General features: G+C 64.7%; 12 protein-coding genes and 1 pseudogene. 9 read left to right on the plus strand and 4 right to left on the minus strand.

Going from position 1 to position 14,850, the window contains the following annotated elements; translation table 11 throughout:
* Nucleotides 1-317 precede the first annotated feature (317 nt).
* Genes RT513_RS14095 through RT513_RS14125 form a run of 7 tightly spaced genes read left to right on the plus strand, consistent with a single transcriptional unit; the run spans nucleotide 318 to nucleotide 6,273 of the window.
* The gene (locus RT513_RS14095; RefSeq protein WP_088214486.1) at nucleotides 318-1,637 is read left to right on the plus strand and encodes an MFS transporter; all 1,320 of its coding nucleotides are present in this window, start codon (nucleotides 318-320) and stop codon (nucleotides 1,635-1,637) included.
* A gap of 60 nt (nucleotides 1,638-1,697) precedes the next feature.
* The gene (locus tag RT513_RS14100) at nucleotides 1,698-2,123 is read left to right on the plus strand and encodes a biotin/lipoyl-containing protein (protein ID WP_290684632.1); all 426 of its coding nucleotides are present in this window, start codon (nucleotides 1,698-1,700) and stop codon (nucleotides 2,121-2,123) included.
* Nucleotides 2,123-3,472 carry an acetyl-CoA carboxylase biotin carboxylase subunit gene (gene accC / locus RT513_RS14105; protein ID WP_290684634.1) on the plus strand — a complete coding sequence of 450 codons (1,350 nt, stop codon included), beginning with the start codon at nucleotides 2,123-2,125 and terminating at the stop codon, nucleotides 3,470-3,472. The genes RT513_RS14100 and accC overlap by 1 nt, the downstream gene beginning before the upstream one ends.
* Nucleotides 3,465-4,124 carry a 5-oxoprolinase subunit PxpB gene (gene pxpB / locus RT513_RS14110; RefSeq protein ID WP_290684636.1) on the plus strand — a complete coding sequence of 220 codons (660 nt, stop codon included), beginning with the start codon at nucleotides 3,465-3,467 and terminating at the stop codon, nucleotides 4,122-4,124. The genes accC and pxpB overlap by 8 nt, the downstream gene beginning before the upstream one ends.
* A complete protein-coding gene (locus tag RT513_RS14115) occupies nucleotides 4,124-5,125 on the plus strand; it encodes a biotin-dependent carboxyltransferase family protein (protein WP_290684638.1) in 1,002 nt (333 codons plus the stop codon). Before pxpB ends, RT513_RS14115 begins: the two co-directional genes overlap by 1 nt.
* A gap of 15 nt (nucleotides 5,126-5,140) precedes the next feature.
* Nucleotides 5,141-5,512 (plus strand): hypothetical protein, encoded by a 372-nt coding sequence (locus tag RT513_RS14120; RefSeq protein WP_290684640.1) that lies wholly within the window; start codon nucleotides 5,141-5,143, stop codon nucleotides 5,510-5,512.
* Nucleotides 5,512-6,273 (plus strand): LamB/YcsF family protein, encoded by a 762-nt coding sequence (locus tag RT513_RS14125; protein ID WP_290684642.1) that lies wholly within the window; start codon nucleotides 5,512-5,514, stop codon nucleotides 6,271-6,273. Before RT513_RS14120 ends, RT513_RS14125 begins: the two co-directional genes overlap by 1 nt.
* Before the next feature lie 18 nt (nucleotides 6,274-6,291).
* On the opposite strand, the gene RT513_RS14130 is transcribed toward RT513_RS14125, so the two are convergent.
* Entirely contained in the window at nucleotides 6,292-7,191 is a 900-nt protein-coding gene (locus tag RT513_RS14130; protein ID WP_290684644.1) for a LysR family transcriptional regulator, read from the minus strand.
* Between the two features lie 117 nt (nucleotides 7,192-7,308).
* Here RT513_RS14130 and RT513_RS14135 point away from each other — a divergent pair, with 117 nt between their 5' ends.
* Nucleotides 7,309-8,514: a pyridoxal phosphate-dependent aminotransferase gene (locus RT513_RS14135; RefSeq protein WP_290684646.1), complete on the plus strand. Its 1,206-nt coding sequence runs from the start codon at nucleotides 7,309-7,311 to the stop codon at nucleotides 8,512-8,514.
* 57 nt (nucleotides 8,515-8,571) lie between these two features.
* Complete coding sequence (locus tag RT513_RS14140) at nucleotides 8,572-9,198, plus strand: RraA family protein (RefSeq protein WP_290684648.1); 627 nt, start codon at nucleotides 8,572-8,574, stop codon at nucleotides 9,196-9,198.
* Between the two features lie 340 nt (nucleotides 9,199-9,538).
* On the opposite strand, the gene fes is transcribed toward RT513_RS14140, so the two are convergent.
* The 3 genes and pseudogenes from fes to RT513_RS14155 all read right to left on the minus strand — a co-directional run.
* Nucleotides 9,539-11,113, minus strand: a complete 1,575-nt coding sequence (gene fes / locus RT513_RS14145; RefSeq protein WP_290684650.1) for an enterochelin esterase — start codon at nucleotides 11,111-11,113, stop codon at nucleotides 9,539-9,541.
* Nucleotides 11,107-13,212 carry a TonB-dependent siderophore receptor gene (locus RT513_RS14150; protein WP_290684652.1) on the minus strand — a complete coding sequence of 702 codons (2,106 nt, stop codon included), beginning with the start codon at nucleotides 13,210-13,212 and terminating at the stop codon, nucleotides 11,107-11,109. The genes fes and RT513_RS14150 overlap by 7 nt, the downstream gene beginning before the upstream one ends.
* A 356-nt stretch (nucleotides 13,213-13,568) precedes the next feature.
* Nucleotides 13,569-14,294: pseudogene (locus RT513_RS14155) on the minus strand (glycerol-3-phosphate dehydrogenase C-terminal domain-containing protein); the annotation flags it as partial.
* Between the last annotated feature and the right edge of the window lie 556 nt (nucleotides 14,295-14,850).

The raw sequence follows: 14,850 nt of genomic DNA on the forward strand, positions 1-14,850 counted from the left end.
CGGTCTCCCACGCGGCTGCGATCCTGTTACCAAGATTGCCACATCGGACCAGATCGGGACCGCACCACTTTTCTGGCAACCGGAGACTGCCGGGCCCATCACTCCGCCTGCCGATTACAACCCCCCTGCCAAAACGCCCCGTAACCTACTTTCCGCGGGAAGCAGTAAGCCCGCATTGTTCCATATCGAACAGGGCATTCGGATGACCAGCTTATACATTCCTTTTTCCGATGCGATATGACGATATTAAGTCATTTTTATTATGTTCTAAAATGCGGCACCTTCCGGCCATAAAAAAGCCAACGGGAGATGATGGCATGACGCCAAGCGCTTCTGCGGGGGATCGCCTTGACCGGCTGCCGATCCTGCCGTTTCACAAGAAAATTCTGCTGCTGGTCGGCGCTGGCCTGTTCTTTGACGCCTTTGATATCTACCTCGCGAACTCTGTGCTCGGCGCGATCGTGCAAGACGGCTGGAGCACGCCCGAGAAGAACGCGGCCTTTCTGTCCGCCACGGCCTTTGGCATGTTGATCGGCGCGATAATGGCCGGTTTCCTTGGGGATCGCTACGGGCGCAAGTTCACCTATCAGTTCAACCTGCTGATATTCGGCCTTTCTTCGCTTGCCTGCGCCATGATGCCGACGATGGAATGGCTGATAGCCGCGCGCTTCGTCACCGGGATCGGGCTCGGGGCGGAGCTGGTGATCGGCTACGGCCTGCTGAGCGAATTCGTGCCGCCGAGCCACCGGGGCCGTTGGGCGGCGCTCCTTTCCTGCATTGCGCAGTTCGGCCTGTTTGCGGCGACGCTGATGAGCTGGCTGGTCATTCCCGTGCTCGGCTGGCGGGCGATGTTCGTCATCGCGGGGATCGGCGGGCTGCTCGTCTTCATCGCGCGCAAGAATATCCCGGAATCACCCCGCTGGCTGGAGCGGAACGGCCAGAAGGAACGTGCCGACCTCATCGTCTCCTCCATCGAGGCGGAAGCCGCTCCGGGCACGTTGCCCACGATCAGGACAAGTGCGCCTGTCAAGACACAGGACGTAAATCCGCTCGACCCGCGTTTCCGCCGCTCGCTGGGCGTCGGCGCAGTGACCCAGATCGTGCAGAGCGCTGCGATCTACGGTTTCATTGCACTGTTGCCGACGTTCATGGCGAAGCAGGGTATTCCGATCAACCAGTCCCTGGGTCAGGCGGTGCTGATGACCCTCGGCGGGCCCGCCGGTGCGATCCTCGCGTTCCTGCTCAGCGACCGTATCGGACGCAAGCCCGCGATCATCGCCGGCTCGCTTCTGGCGGCGGTCATCGGTCCGTGCTTTGCCTTGGTCGAATCCCAGGCCGTGGCGACCGGGTTGGGTTTCGTGATGTTCAGCCTTGTCTATTTTCTCGTCTCCGTCGTGCAGGCCGGCTACTTGCCGGAGCTGTTCCCGACCGAGGTGCGGATGAGACTCACAAGCTGGGCCGTGACCGCCGGACGCCTTGCCTCCATCGCCATCCCGTTCGTCTCCGTCTATCTGGTGCAATGGGGCATGATTGCGGTCGTTGGTGCGGTTTCGGTGCTGCTCCTGATTCAGGCGGTCGTCATTGCGCTGCTGGCAGTGGAAACCCGCAACCGCAGCCTGGAAGACATCCCGGTCTGACCTTGTCCCTGCGCGATCCGAACGTCTGCTTCGGGTCGCGCCAAAGAAAATGAGGACGACGTGGATATCGATCACATCAAGAGCCTGATCCAGGCCGCCCACGACGCGGGCTTGAGCGAACTGACCGTCCGCGAAGCCGGTCTCACAATCCACATTCAACGCGGCACGGCATCGCCTGGGGCATCGGTCGAGGCGGCTCCTGTCGAGACCGGCACGCCCCCCGCGCCGTCGAATGGCATTCCCGGACACACCGTCGAGGCACCAATGCCCGGTGCTTTCTTCCGTGCGGGCACGCCCGGAGACCCGCCGTTTGTGGAGATCGGCGCGACGGTGGAGGCGGGGCAGACGCTGGCCGTGATCGAAGCGATGAAGACGCTGACCCCCGTGAAGGCCGCGGCGCGCGGTACCGTCACCACCATCCACGCCGGAAACGGAGACACGGTGGAGATCGGGCAACCGCTCTTCACGCTTGAGGATATTGGCTGATGAAACGGGTTCTTATCGCCAATCGGGGTGAGATCGCCCTGCGCATTCAGCGCGCCTGCCGTTACCTGGGCCTTGAGACGGTGCAGATTTTCTCCGAAGCGGATCGCGCGGCAGGATATGTCGCCAGCGCCGATCAGTCGCTGTGCATCGGCCTCGCCGCCCCGTCTGAAAGCTATCTGAACATCCCCCGGCTCATCGCGGCGGCACGACTGACGGGGGCTGATGCCATCCATCCGGGTTACGGCTTTCTGTCGGAGAACGCGGCCTTTTCCCGGGCGGTGACGGAGGCCGGATTGATCTTCGTCGGACCCACTCCCGAAGCAATCGAGGCGATGGGGGACAAGATCTCGGCCAAGCGGCTCATGCGGCAATCGGATGTCCCCTGCGTTCCCGGTGTGGATGGCGCCCTTCCTGACGATCTGGAAAAATGCCGAAGCATCGCCGAGCAGATCGGCTACCCCGTCATCATCAAGGCGGCAGGCGGCGGCGGCGGGCGCGGCATGCGGATTCTGCACGACGCCTCGGAACTGGCGGAAGGCGTCGCCATGACGCGGGACGAGGCGCGCCGCGCCTTCGCCAATCCCGACGTCTATATGGAAAAATTCCTTTCCGCCCCGCGACATGTTGAAATTCAGGTGCTGGCAGACAAGCACGGCCACGCCGTCTGGCTGGGGGAGCGGGATTGCTCCATGCAGCGGCGTCATCAGAAAGTGGTGGAGGAGGCCCCCGCCCCCGGCATACCGCGCGATCTCGTGGCTTCTGTCGGGGAGCGTTGTGCTGCGGCCTGCCGGGCCATCGGCTACCAGGGGGCCGGGACCTTCGAGTTTCTTTACGAGAACGATGCCTTCTACTTCATCGAAATGAACACCCGGGTTCAGGTCGAACACCCGGTGACGGAGATGGTCAGCGGGATCGACATCGTGGCGTGGCAGTTGCGCATCGCCGCGGGGGAGCCGCTGACGCTGACACAAGATGGCATCGCCACCCGCGGGCATGCGATGGAATGCCGGATCAATGCGGAAGACCCCCGTACGTTCCGGCCGAGCCCCGGGCGGATCACCCGCTGGCAGCCGCCGGGCGGCCCGGATGTTCGCGTCGAGACCCATATCGAGAGCGGTTATGTCGTCCCCCCCAACTATGACTCGATGATCGCGAAGATCATCGTGCGCGGGGCCGATCGGGCTGATGCAATCCGCCGCATGCGGGCAGCTCTGCGGGAAACCGTCATCGAAGGCATTGCGACCAACATTCCGCTGCACCTCGAGATACTGGACGATCCGGCCTTTGTTGCGGGCGGCGCGGGTATTCATCATCTGGAAACCCTGTTGTCGGATCGCGCGGATGGATGATCTCCTGCTCCACACAAGCTGGTTGGGTGAAAGCGCGATCCTGTGCCAGACAGACGCCAAGGTGCTGGAGACAAGCATACAGCACCGCATCTGGGCGCTTCGGGACCTTCTGGCGGCATGCGATTTCGTTACCGAAACCGTGCCGGGGATGAACAACATCCTCGTGCTGATCGACTCCGAGGCGGTGGATGGAAGCGGCGCGGTCACGCAAATCCAGGCGCTCTGGCACCGCACGTCCGCTGCCGACATCCCCTCCCGCGTGGTGGAGATCCCGGTGAGCTACGGCGGTGAGGCGGGGGTGGATCTGCCGGAGGTCGCCCGTGCCTGCAACCTGACGCCGGAGGCGTATATCGGCCTGCACAGCGCGGGGACCTATACGGTCTTCGCGCTCGGCAGCCAGCCGGGGTTCGGCTATCTGGCAGGGCTCGATCCGCGCCTCGCCGTCCCCCGCCGCGCCGTTCCGCGGCCGCGGCTGGAAGCGGGCGCGGTCGTGATCGGGGGGGCGCAGGCGGGGGTGATCTCACGAAGCTCGCCCTCCGGCTGGCACGTGATCGGGCAGACCGACATCGCCTTCTTCGACCCTGACCGGAATCCGCCGGCTCTTCTCTCCCCCGGCGATACGGTGCGTTTCGTTCCGAAAAAGGCGCTGTAATGATCGAACTCATCCAGACAGGCCCGCAGGCCTCCATTCAGGATCTGGGGCGCTGTGGTTATCTGGCGCAAGGCGTCGGCTCGGCAGGTGCGATGGACAAGGTCGCGCTGGAACTGGCCAACCGGATGCTTGGCAACATTCCAAAGGCCGCTGCCGTCGAATTCACCTATGGCGGCTTTGATCTTCTGTGCCACGGCGACGTCACCATCGCCCTGACCGGGGCCGATTGTGGCGTCCGGTTGAACGGACGCCCCGTTTCAGGCTGGACCCGCCTCTCCCTACTCGCAGGTGACAGGCTCTCGGCTGGAATGGCACGGCGGGGGATGCGGGCCTATCTTGCCGTATCGGGCGGGATCCGTGTTCCAGCGGTGCTGGGCTCTGCGAGCACCGACATGAAGGGCGGGTTCGGCGGCCTGCACGGGCGCGCTCTGGAGGCTGGCGACCGTCTGGAGGCTGGCGACCGTCTGGAGGCAGACCGTGAGGGGCCGGGCAAGGAGGGGAGCGGGGAGTTCGCGCTGGACCCGGCGCTGCTCTCGGGCTTTTACGATGCCAGCTATCCCCCGGAGACGCCGATCCGCTTTCTGCCCGCGACGGAGTATGATCTGTTCACCGATGAGGCGCATATCGCCTTCCAGACGGACACATGGGAGATACAGCCTGACAGCAACCGCATCGGCTACCGTCTGTCCGGGCCGGTGCTGAAGACGCGGGAGCGGCTGGAACTGTTCTCGCACGGGATCCTGCCCGGGACCATTCAGGTGCCGCCCTCCGGCCAGCCGGTGATCCAGCTCGCGGATGCGAATACCTGCGGCGGCTATCCCAAGTTCGGCGCGGTCATCGGCGCGGACCTGTGGCGGATCGGTCAGTCCCGCCTGGGGGAGCGGCTGCGCTTCACAGCCGTAACGCGGGAGGAAGCGCTGGCGGCGCGACGGGAAGCAGCCGAAGCTACCACCGCGTTCCATGCCCGGCTGGCAGATGATATCCGCATATTGGGCGTGTAGGGGAAGGAGAGGATCATGATCGAACCAGCGCAGATCCGGGAGCTTGCACGCTTCGCGGCGGCCCGTCAGGTCACGCAACTGGAAATCAGCATGGGCGAGGAAAGCGTCATCCTCCGCCTGCCCGCGCGGAGTCCCTCTGCCGAACCGCCCGTCACCCCCGCTGCCCCTGCACCGGTCGCTGTCAAATCCCCGGCTTTCGGGCGCTTCCAGAACGCGCATGCCGGCGGCAGGGTGATGGAAGGGGCAATTCTCGGGCATGTCCGGCTTGATACGCTGCTGGTTCCGGTCCGCGCCCCACTGGCGGGCTGCGTCGCGGCCCTGCCGGAGGACGGCGCCATCATCGGCTTCGGCGATGTCGTCACTACCATCCAGCCGGAGGCCACGTGATGAAAATCGACATCAACTCCGATCTGGGCGAAGGCTTTGGCATCTATCAGGCGGCGGACGATGACGCGGTCCTCTCGCTGGTATCCTCTGCGAATATCGCCTGCGGGTTTCACGCCGGCGATCCTGTCATCATGGATCGCACCGTGCGGCGCGCGCTGCAGCTTGGCGTGGATGTCGGTGCTCACGTGGGCTATGCCGACCGGCAGGGCTTCGGTCGCCGCGCGATGGCGATGGACAGGCGCGAACTGGAACTGATGACGCTCTATCAGCTCGGAGCGCTCCGGGCGATCGCAGAGGCAGCGGGCCATCGGATGACCCATGCCAACTTCCATGGCGCGCTCGGCAACCTTTCCTTCGTGGATGCGGAGGTGGCCGATGCGCTTCTGGGCGCGATGCGGGCTTTCGACCGTGACCTTGCTTTCGTGGCGCTTCCCAATACGGAAGCAGAGCGGGCGGCGCAGCGGCACGGGTTGCGCGTGGTGCGCTCCTTTCTCGCAGACCGCGCCTATGACCGTCGCGGGCTGTTGGTATCCCGAGCGACGCCGGGGTCCATGGTGAAGGATCCGCAGGCCATCCGGGATCGAGTCATACGGATGATACAGGCCGGCGAGATCGAAACGATCGAGGGCGATGTCATCCCCATGACGGCCGAGTCCATCCTCGTCCACAGCGACACCCCCGGAGCAGTCAGGCTGGGAGAGACCATTCAAGCCGCAGTGCTTGAGGCGGGGGCGCAGATCGTGCCGCTTTCCAGCCTCTGACAGGCTCGGACCGGGCGATCAGACGGTGAAAAAGGACTGGAAATTGCACGACTCACGGGCAAGTTCCGAGACGCGCTTGCGAAAGTGCGAATCCCGGTCGCTGCGGTAATAGGCTGCATAGCGAACCTGCGGAAGCTGGGCCTTGACCGGAAGCCGCCGCAGCCGCCCGGCCTGCAACAGCGGCGCCATCGCCGGCACGGGAAGATAGCTCACCCCGAGGCCGGACACCGTGAAGCCCACCTGCGCGACAAGGCTTTCGCAGGGAATACTCCGTGCGACCCCCACCCCATGTTCGACCAGCCACCGCCCATAGACCAGCCCGGTGCCGGAGCGCGTGCCCTGCATCAGCATGGTGAACCGGGCGAGATCCTCGTATCCCAGCGGTTCGTCGCCCGTATAGACCTCCGGCGCCGCCATCCATGCATTTTCCACCGTCGCGAGCGGGACGGAAACACAACGGCTGTCGCTGAACACATCGGGAATGACGATAAGATCGATGGTTTCGTTCATCAGCCGCTCAAAAAGACTCGCACTGAGATCGACTTCCGGTTCGATGTTGACGCGGGGGAATTCGCTGCGGACACGCTGCACGAGGCGGGGAAGCCAGCTCATCGCCGTCAGCTCCGTCACACCCAGCGAGAAATGCCGGATGAGCACCTCGCTGGAACTGGCGCGTTCGATGAACTGATCGCGCTGCTCCAGCAGGCTGGTGGCATAGCGGAGGATCTCCGTGCCCTTCTCCGTCAGTCGGGCCGTGCGCTTGCTGCGGTCGAACACCTCCACCCTGAATTGCGTCTCAAGCTCCTGCACACGTTTGGATATGGCGGATTGCGTGGTGTAGAGCTTTTCGGCCGCCGCCGCGAAACTGCCCAGGCGGGCGATCCAGTAGAGCGCCTCAAGCTGCTTGAAGGTGATCATGAACCGTCCCGCGCGAGATAATACATTCCGAAATACCATGTGTTATGATCTAATAATATCGCTTTTTTCGTATTTTCGTCCGCTCTACCCTGCCATGGTCAGAGAACGGAGACATCCATGACTGTGCAGCTTGCCCAAAGGGTTATCGCACTGAAACCGTCCGCCAGCATCGCCGCCAAGCAAAAGGTCAGCGAGATGCAGGCGGCAGGGCAGAAGATCATCGACCTGACGATCGGAGAGCCGGATCTCGACACACCCGCTCACATCGTTGATGCGGCCATTCGCGCGATGACCTCGGGCGACACGCATTACACGCTGACGCCCGGGACAGCCGCGCTGCGCAACGCGGTGGTGGCAAAGCTGAAACGCGACAACGGATTGGACTACACCGTCGCGGAAGTCGTGGTCGGCTCCGGCGCCAAGCAGCTCATTGTCGAAGCCTTCGCCGCGACGCTCGATGAAGGGGATGAGGTGATCGTGCCCGCCCCCTACTGGGTGAGCTATCCCGATATCGCGGCCATCCACGGGGGCAGGCCCGTAATCGTGAACTGCACCGAAAGCGATGGTTTCAAGCTCACGGCTGCCGCGCTGGAGGCGGCGATCACGCCCCGCACGAAATGGCTGGTCCTGAATTCGCCCAACAACCCCACCGGCGCGATTTACAGCCGTGAGGAGCTGGCAGCGCTGGCCGAGGTGCTTCGCCGCCATCCGCGCGTCTGGGTCATGACCGACGAGATTTACGAACATCTGATCTATGACGGCAACGAGGCCGTGACCCCCGTCCAGGTCGCCCCCGATCTGAAGAACCGCGCGCTCATCATCAACGGCGTATCGAAAGCCTATGCGATGACCGGCTTCCGCGTGGGCTATGCTGCGGGCCCCGCCCCGCTGATTGCCGCCATCGCGAAGCTCATCAGCCAGAGCACCACTTGCGCCAGTTCCGTAAGTCAGGCCGCCGCGGCGGCGGCCCTTTCCGGGGACCAGTCCTGCGTGCGGGAGATCGCCGACATCTTCCGTCAGCGCCGGGACCGTATGGTGGAACTTCTCGCAGCGGCGCCGGACCTTTCCGTCCGCAAACCGGGGGGTGCGTTCTACCTCTACCCCTCCGTCGCCGGGCTGATCGGCAAGACGACGCCCGCGGGGCAGGTGCTGAACAGCGATGTGGACGTCTCGCTCTATTTGCTGGAGGCGGCGAAGGTAGCGGTTCTGGACGGGAGCGCCTACGGGATGTCCCCCTATCTCCGTCTCTCCTTCGGTGGCCCGATGGAGGATATCGAGGCCGGCTGCACCGCCATCAGGCGTGCCTGCGAGGCTCTGGTCTGAATTCATACCTGCGGGATGGCTCGCCCATCCCGCCTCCATTCGAAAACAGGAGGTCTCATGACGGCCATGGAAAGAAGCGACGCCCTGACAAGCCTTGTCGCCGAATATCGCAGCACCACCACGGCGGTCATCAGCGACAACCTGGACCGGCTGCCGGGGGCAGTTGGACTGCGCCCCTACCACCTTGTCAGCGGCACGATGGCGGGCCGCGCGCTGACCGTCCGGGTTGCCGCAGGGGACAACTACCATATCCACAAGGCGCTTGATCTCGTCCAGCCGGGCGATGTCGTGGTGGTGGATGGCGACGGCTCCACAGAGCGCGCCCTGATCGGCGGCATCATGTCCGCTATCGCCAAAAGTCGCGGGGCGGCCGGTATGGTGCTGAACGGCGCGATCCGTGACACCGCGGAAATCGGGGCCGACGACTTCCCGATTTTCGCCTGCGGCGTCATCCATCGGGGGCCTTACAAGAATGGCCCGGGCGCCATCAACGTGCCCGTTGTCATCGGCGGCATGATCGTCAATCCCGGCGATATCGTGGTGGGTGACCATGACGGCGTGGTCGCCTTTCCGCCACAGAACGCCGACAAGCTTCTGGAGGCGGTGCGCGCGCAGGAGCGCAAAGAGGCCGATATCTTCCGCCAAATCGCGGCGGGCACCTATGTGGGTGCCTACGCCAAGTGATGCGCGAAGATTGATGCCCTGCGGGCTTGCGTTCCGCAGAGGCCCGATCTGCCCTATGGGGAGGCGCATCCGATGCGCCTCCCACCCGAAGCGCCGGAATTCCCCCGGCCCCAGACGGTCGAACGGGTTCCGTGAACCGCGCGGCGCGGCAACAAGCCGATCCGCCGCTGTCGGCCCTGCCCGCAACCGGGGCTTCCGACATCGCATCCCGGTCTGCCCGGACCGATCCTGCGGCAGGCCTTCCTGCCTCCCCACACCGATGAAAAACGCGTGATCTCCGGGCCTTCGTATCCGCGACGTCGGATGATCTGCTGATGGCTCTGGTCAGGCGTCGTGCAGGTCACTTCCCGAAAAGGGCGATCAACCCGTCGGCCAGCGCCCCCCGCCAGACGAGGTAGTCATGCCCCCCGGCATAGGCGCGCCAGCCGACATCGTAGCCCTTCAGCCGCAAGATGTCGCGCAGCTCACGCGAGGTCTCGAAGATCCCGGCGGACTCGGGGCGCGCTGTCTCGAATGTTCCCGCGCTCAGGAAAAAGCGGAGCGGCAGCCTGTCCCGGTCGGCGAACTCGGCGGCCATCCACGGGGTCCCGTCGGTCTGGGCGTGATCCGGCGCCCACCAGAAGGAGCCGGACATGCTCAGCACGTTCCCGAATACCTCCGGGCGGCGCAGGGCGACGGTCGCCGCCGCCAACCCGCCATAGCTTGCACCGGCCAGCACGGTGCGCGCCGGATCGGGCAGAATGCCCATCCGCGCCGCCACCTGCGGCAGCAGCTCATCCGCCAGCGCATCGGCAAACCCGTCGTTTCCGGGAAGCTCCCGCGCGCGCGTCCGACCGTCGATGGAGGGGATCAGCACCGCCAATACGGGGGGCAACCGGCCCTCCCCTGCCAGCCGATCCAGCATGTCCGGCACCTGCATCTGCTCCAGCGCGGCTTCCCCGTCAAAGATGAATGCAACGGCCAGACGCGGATCGCGCGGGTCCATGCCGCGAGGGTGGGAGAGCGTGATCTCCCGGCTGTTGCCAAGCCGGTCGCTGTGAAAGGTCATGCGCGCCATCACCGGATCGGCCGCTGTCCCCGTCGGCGTGCCGGGTTGAGGGGGGGCGTTCTTCAGGGTGACGGTGGAGGATTGGTTGAACCGGTCGATGGCCGTCGCGGGCCAGGGCGTGCGGTTCAGCGGATCCGCCTGCGCGGTGGCCAGCAGCGCAGCCCGCCGCACGCGGGAACTGCCCGGCACGTCGGGCACATCGGGGGCGAGCTTATAGGACAGGCGCGCACTGTCCGGCACGCGGAAGCTCTTGAACCAGATGTCGCTGCCGTCGAGCCGCTCCAGCCATTCGTGATCGTTGGACGGCCCGCCGAACAGACGCACATTGCGGCTGGCTGCGCGCCACAGGAAGGTCAGGATGGCCTCTCCCTCCGCCGCATCCTCAACCAGCGGGGTGCCAGACGCGCCGACTTCCCGCCAGAAGGCCTCGGTGTCCTCACCACGCGACAGGCTTTCGGCCATCGCAGCGATCCGGGGGCTGAGGAAGGCGCGCTCCGGCGGGATCTGCTCCCCCGGCGGCACCACCCGGTCGAGCCGCACCGCCACCGGGGTCGCGGAGGTGATGCGGAGAAACGCGTCACCCTCCGTCATCGCCTGAAAATCGACATCTCCCCGGCAATCCTCGGCCAGACGGCGGAAATGGCTGCCGTCTTCGCGCAGCAGATCCGCGGTAACGGTTTGCTCCGCCCCGCTGATCCGCCCCGCGATGTAGCTTCCCGGCGGGGCAGCGATACGGAGACTGACCGGCCCGCCGCCCGCATCGACCGACAGGGTCGCGCCCGGGTGAAGCAGCTCCTGCGCCTGCGCGCCGCAAACTGTCATCGTCATCGTCAGCAGGAGCGCCAGCGGCAGGGCACGGCTTACCATGTGTAGTCGAGGCTCAACGTCGCATGGCGTTCCGCACCGACCCAGCAGGCATAGGCGCTGGCACAGGAGGAGGCGTAGAATTCATCCGTGAGGTTGGTGATGTTGAGCTGCGCCCGCAGCCCGCGATAACGCGGATCGTAGGCGCCGAAATCATAGCCGACCGCCATGTCCACCAGCGTCACCCCCGGCACGGTAAAGGCGTTGCCGCGCGCCCAGCTTTCACCGACATAACGCACACCCAGCCCCGCATCCCAGCCGCTGCCGAACGCATACTTCCCCCAGAGCGAGGCCTGATGCCGCGGGACACGGTCATTATGGGTGCCGATCTCCTCCCGGATGGTCGATTTGGAGACCTTGGAGTCGTTGTAGGAATAGCCGGCGATGAGGGAGAAGGCTTCCGTCACCTGCCCCCGTCCCTCCAGTTCGAACCCGCGGGACCGGATCTCCCCCACCTGTTCGTAAAGAGCGGTGGCATCGTCGTATTTCAGGACATTCGTCTGGCGAAGATCATAGACTGACGCGGTGACGGTCAACGTATCCGCCCGATTGGCCCATTTCACACCGAGTTCCACCTGCTCGCCCTCTGTCGGGTCGAAGGGCGCCTGTCCGGTGCCCGCGACCTGCGTCACCGGCTCGAAGGAGGTGGAATAGCTCGCATAGGGCGAAAAGCCGCTTTCCATTTCGTAAAGGAAGCCGAGCCGGCCCGTCAGAGCCTTGCTGTCGAACTCCTCGGTGCTGTCCGCCAGCAGGTCGGTGCTCTCGTTTTTGGCCCAGTCGTAGCGCAGGCCCGCCTGCATGTGGAGCCGGCCCCACGTGGCCTGATCCTGCAGATAGATGCCGGTCTGCCGCACACGGGAAATGCCCTCCGACTGGCCGCGGGGATCGCCGGTGATCACCACATTGCCATAGACCGGGTCGCGCCAGTCGATCGGATTCGCACTCGCCCCGTAGCTGGACCGGTCGTTGACGCGGGTGTATTGGAAATCGACACCCCCCAGCAGGACATGCTCTCCACCCAGAGCGTTCAGGCGGTATTCGAGCTGGTTGTCGATTGCCGCCTGCCGTGTCTCCGAACGGGCCTCGGTGACGGTGCGGCTGATGGTGCGGTCATCCTGCCCGAGCGATCCCCAGACCAATGTGCGCTGGTCCCAATGGCCGGTGCTGTAACGGGCCTTCTGGCGGAAGGTGAGTTGATCGCTGATCTCATGCTCCACCGTCCAGCCGAAGCCGACCGCGGTGCGCTCTGACCCCTCGAAATCGGGATCGCCCACCAGAAAATCACCCGGGATATAGCCGTAACGGGTCGGGCGAAGCGTGCCACGCGCTTCCCGGAAGTTGCGATATCCCGCATCCGGCTCCCGCTGATAAAGCGCATAGGCGGTGACCGTCGTGCGGTCGGTCGGTGCCCATTGCAGGGAGGGCGCGAACGTCAGCCGCCGTGTCTCCAGCCCTTCTTCCTGCGTATCGGCCTTCTCCGCCAGACCAAGCATCCGCCAGGACAGCGTATCGCTCACCTTGCGGGAGATGTCCAAACGCGCGCCTGCCTGCTTGCGCGTCCCGAAGGTGAGACCGGCGCGGGTGCCCTCGCTGCCATCGGCCTTCTTCAGTTCCATGTCGATCAGTCCACCGGGGTTGGACTGGCCATAAAGCAGGGAGGCAGGCCCTTTCACCACGGCCACGGATTGCAGAAGCCAAGGGTCTATCTGCTGCGCGGATCCGCTGAGGATCAGCCCTTCCAGATAGCGGGGCACATAGCCGAAGCCGCGCACATAGCTCTCATCCGAGATATTCGAGGTGCCCCGGTATTCCGAGGTCACGCCGGGCGTATAGCGCAGCGCCTCCGCCACGGAGGACACCGCCTGATCCTCCATCTGCCCCTGCGTCACGACGGAGATGGAAGCAGGCGTTTCCGCAAGCGGCGTGCTGGTCTTGGTCCCGGCGGTGGAGGTGCGGGCACTGTAACCCCGCGAACCGTCGCTGGAGATCACCACCTCATCCATCAAGGTGGGAGCATCCTGCGCATGGACGAGCGGCGGCATCGCTGCAGCGATGGAGAACGCGGTCAGAAGCAAACGCCCGCGCGGCGATATCTTTCTCATAACACTGTCCCTTGGTTTGGCGGACAGGCTACGCTCGACGTGGCACCGCGGATGTGGCCGCTACGAATAGGAGCGCCCGGCAGCGTTGTCCATCGGCACTTTGTCTCCCCCCGCCGGAAGCTCCTCCCTGTTGCGGCGCGGTATCACGGGGTGTCGCGATCCCGAGAGGAATGTGCCAATCCGGTGCAGCGGGCACGACGGAGAAAGACAAACCTGTCCATTCCTGGACCGACATGCCCGCTCCGCCCGCGAAGCAGTGCGTTCGCTCTGCCACAGAATGCTGCCGAAAATCGGATCGTTCCGGGCAAGGTCTTTCTGGCGACGCATGGCAAAGACGCCATGCCACCCGGATCATTTCAACGCGCTGCCCAATGGCCATCTCGTCGCTGTTCAGGGGCTTTGCGCGCCTCCCGTTCGGCGCCGCTCATGTGCAGGCCGAGCTTCGTGCGCCGCCACAGGATATCCTCGGCGGTGCTGGCGTATTCCTGCTCCGTCAGCCAGCCGACCTCCGCCTCCGTGAGCGTGCCGCCGAAATCGCGGCCCAGATCGGCCATGGAACGAGCCTCTCCCAACAGGGCGAAGGCTTCCGTGCCATAGGTCCGCACCAGCCGCGCCGCATGGGACCGGCTCAGGAACGGATAGGCCGCGCCGAGCCTGTCGATCAGCGCCTCCACGCCATCGACCGGGAAATCGCCCCCCGGCAACGGCACCCGCGCCGTCCAGTCGGGTTTCAGGCCGGGAAGATGCGGCGCCAGCCTGTGCATCGCATCCTGCGCCAGACGCCGGTAGGTGGTGATCTTGCCGCCGAAGACGTTGAGCAGCGGCGCGCCGTTCCCGTCCAGGCTCAGCACGAAATCCCGTGTCGCCGCCGTGGCCGACTTCGCCCCGTCATTGTAGAGCGGCCGCACCCCGGAATAGCTCCAGATCACATCGCGGGCGGCAACGGGGCGCGCGAAATAGCGGCTCGCGAAGGCGCAGAGATAATCCCGCTCCTCGTCCGTGCATCGCGCCTCCTCCGGCGGGCCCTTGTGATCCTGATCCGTGGTCCCGATCAGGGTGAAGTCCTGCTCGAAGGGAATGGCGGATCGCAGGCATCTCCGAAAACGGCCGGGCCTTCACCCGCTGCAGTCGATGGCTCGAGCCTGCGCTGCCTGGGGGATGAGCTTTGCCTGAAAACAAAGACAAACGGAGTATCATACGCGATCGGAAGCCGGTGTTCCTCCGAGGCGCATCTCCGGGACGCATTCAGGCGCAGGCAGCACATTCCGCCGATTTGCGAGCAAAACGAAGAATGGCAATCGCGGCGTATCAGACCCTGAGGCTCGCATCCGATCTACCGAAGATCACTGCCAGCCGCGCCGAAACCCGTCATAAACTGTAAGCGGTGGGGAGGGGAGCGGCGACCCCAGGGAGGAGGAGGGGGTCGCCGCCATTTTCCGAGGCTCGGGGAGGAGGAGTGAGCCTTGGGAAACCCGTGGGCGCATCGTGGCGCCTGTGAATTACTTTTCGCACTGCAGCATGGGATGTGCAACAAGATTCACGCATCTCTTTAATCAATGCTGCATTGCAAAACACGCATGGCTTGGTCACGTCCGTCAAGGTGGTGTAATTTCCCGGATGGCCTGAGGTCATGATCAG

It is taken from the genome of Haematobacter sp., from assembly GCF_032102465.1.
Taxonomy (GTDB): domain Bacteria; phylum Pseudomonadota; class Alphaproteobacteria; order Rhodobacterales; family Rhodobacteraceae; genus Haematobacter.

Coding starts and splice junctions, on each gene's coding strand:
- RT513_RS14095 (WP_088214486.1), top strand. CDS start 318: ATGACGCCAAGCGCTTCTGCGGGGGATCGCCTTGACCGGCTGCCGATC.
- accC (WP_290684634.1), top strand. CDS start 2,123: ATGAAACGGGTTCTTATCGCCAATCGGGGTGAGATCGCCCTGCGCATT.
- pxpB (WP_290684636.1), top strand. CDS start 3,465: ATGGATGATCTCCTGCTCCACACAAGCTGGTTGGGTGAAAGCGCGATC.
- RT513_RS14115 (WP_290684638.1), top strand. CDS start 4,124: ATGATCGAACTCATCCAGACAGGCCCGCAGGCCTCCATTCAGGATCTG.
- RT513_RS14120 (WP_290684640.1), top strand. CDS start 5,141: ATGATCGAACCAGCGCAGATCCGGGAGCTTGCACGCTTCGCGGCGGCC.
- RT513_RS14125 (WP_290684642.1), top strand. CDS start 5,512: ATGAAAATCGACATCAACTCCGATCTGGGCGAAGGCTTTGGCATCTAT.
- RT513_RS14130 (WP_290684644.1), bottom strand. CDS start 7,191: ATGATCACCTTCAAGCAGCTTGAGGCGCTCTACTGGATCGCCCGCCTG.
- RT513_RS14135 (WP_290684646.1), top strand. CDS start 7,309: ATGACTGTGCAGCTTGCCCAAAGGGTTATCGCACTGAAACCGTCCGCC.
- RT513_RS14140 (WP_290684648.1), top strand. CDS start 8,572: ATGACGGCCATGGAAAGAAGCGACGCCCTGACAAGCCTTGTCGCCGAA.
- fes (WP_290684650.1), bottom strand. CDS start 11,113: ATGGTAAGCCGTGCCCTGCCGCTGGCGCTCCTGCTGACGATGACGATG.
- RT513_RS14150 (WP_290684652.1), bottom strand. CDS start 13,212: ATGAGAAAGATATCGCCGCGCGGGCGTTTGCTTCTGACCGCGTTCTCC.